Annotated in this window: 1 protein-coding gene; it reads left to right on the top strand. The window is 66.5% G+C overall.

Going from position 1 to position 251, the window contains the following annotated elements:
• The coding region (locus tag RVY79_RS22090) for an NAD(P)H-dependent oxidoreductase (protein WP_411161774.1) at nucleotides 1–251 on the top strand (251 nt) is incomplete at both ends.

The raw sequence follows: 251 nt of genomic DNA on the forward strand, positions 1-251 counted from the left end.
GAGTGCCCGTCCGTACGCCAACGGAGAGGGTTCGCAATCCACCCGTCTTGCCACTGAGCTTGTGCGAGGCCTTGAAGAGGCCAGCCCCGGAGCGGTGGTGGTAGTTCGCGATCTAGGCCAGACCCCGCCTCCTCTGGTGGACGGCGCGGCACTGCAGGCGCTGCACACGCCGGCCGAACATCGCTCACCAGAGCAGCGTGATCGCGTCGCTGCAGACGATGCGTTGATTGCGGAAGTGCTCGCGGCCGATG

The sequence above is a fragment of the Chromohalobacter sp. HP20-39 genome, from assembly GCF_033052815.1.
In the GTDB taxonomy this organism is placed as follows: Bacteria; Pseudomonadota; Gammaproteobacteria; order Pseudomonadales; family Halomonadaceae; genus Chromohalobacter.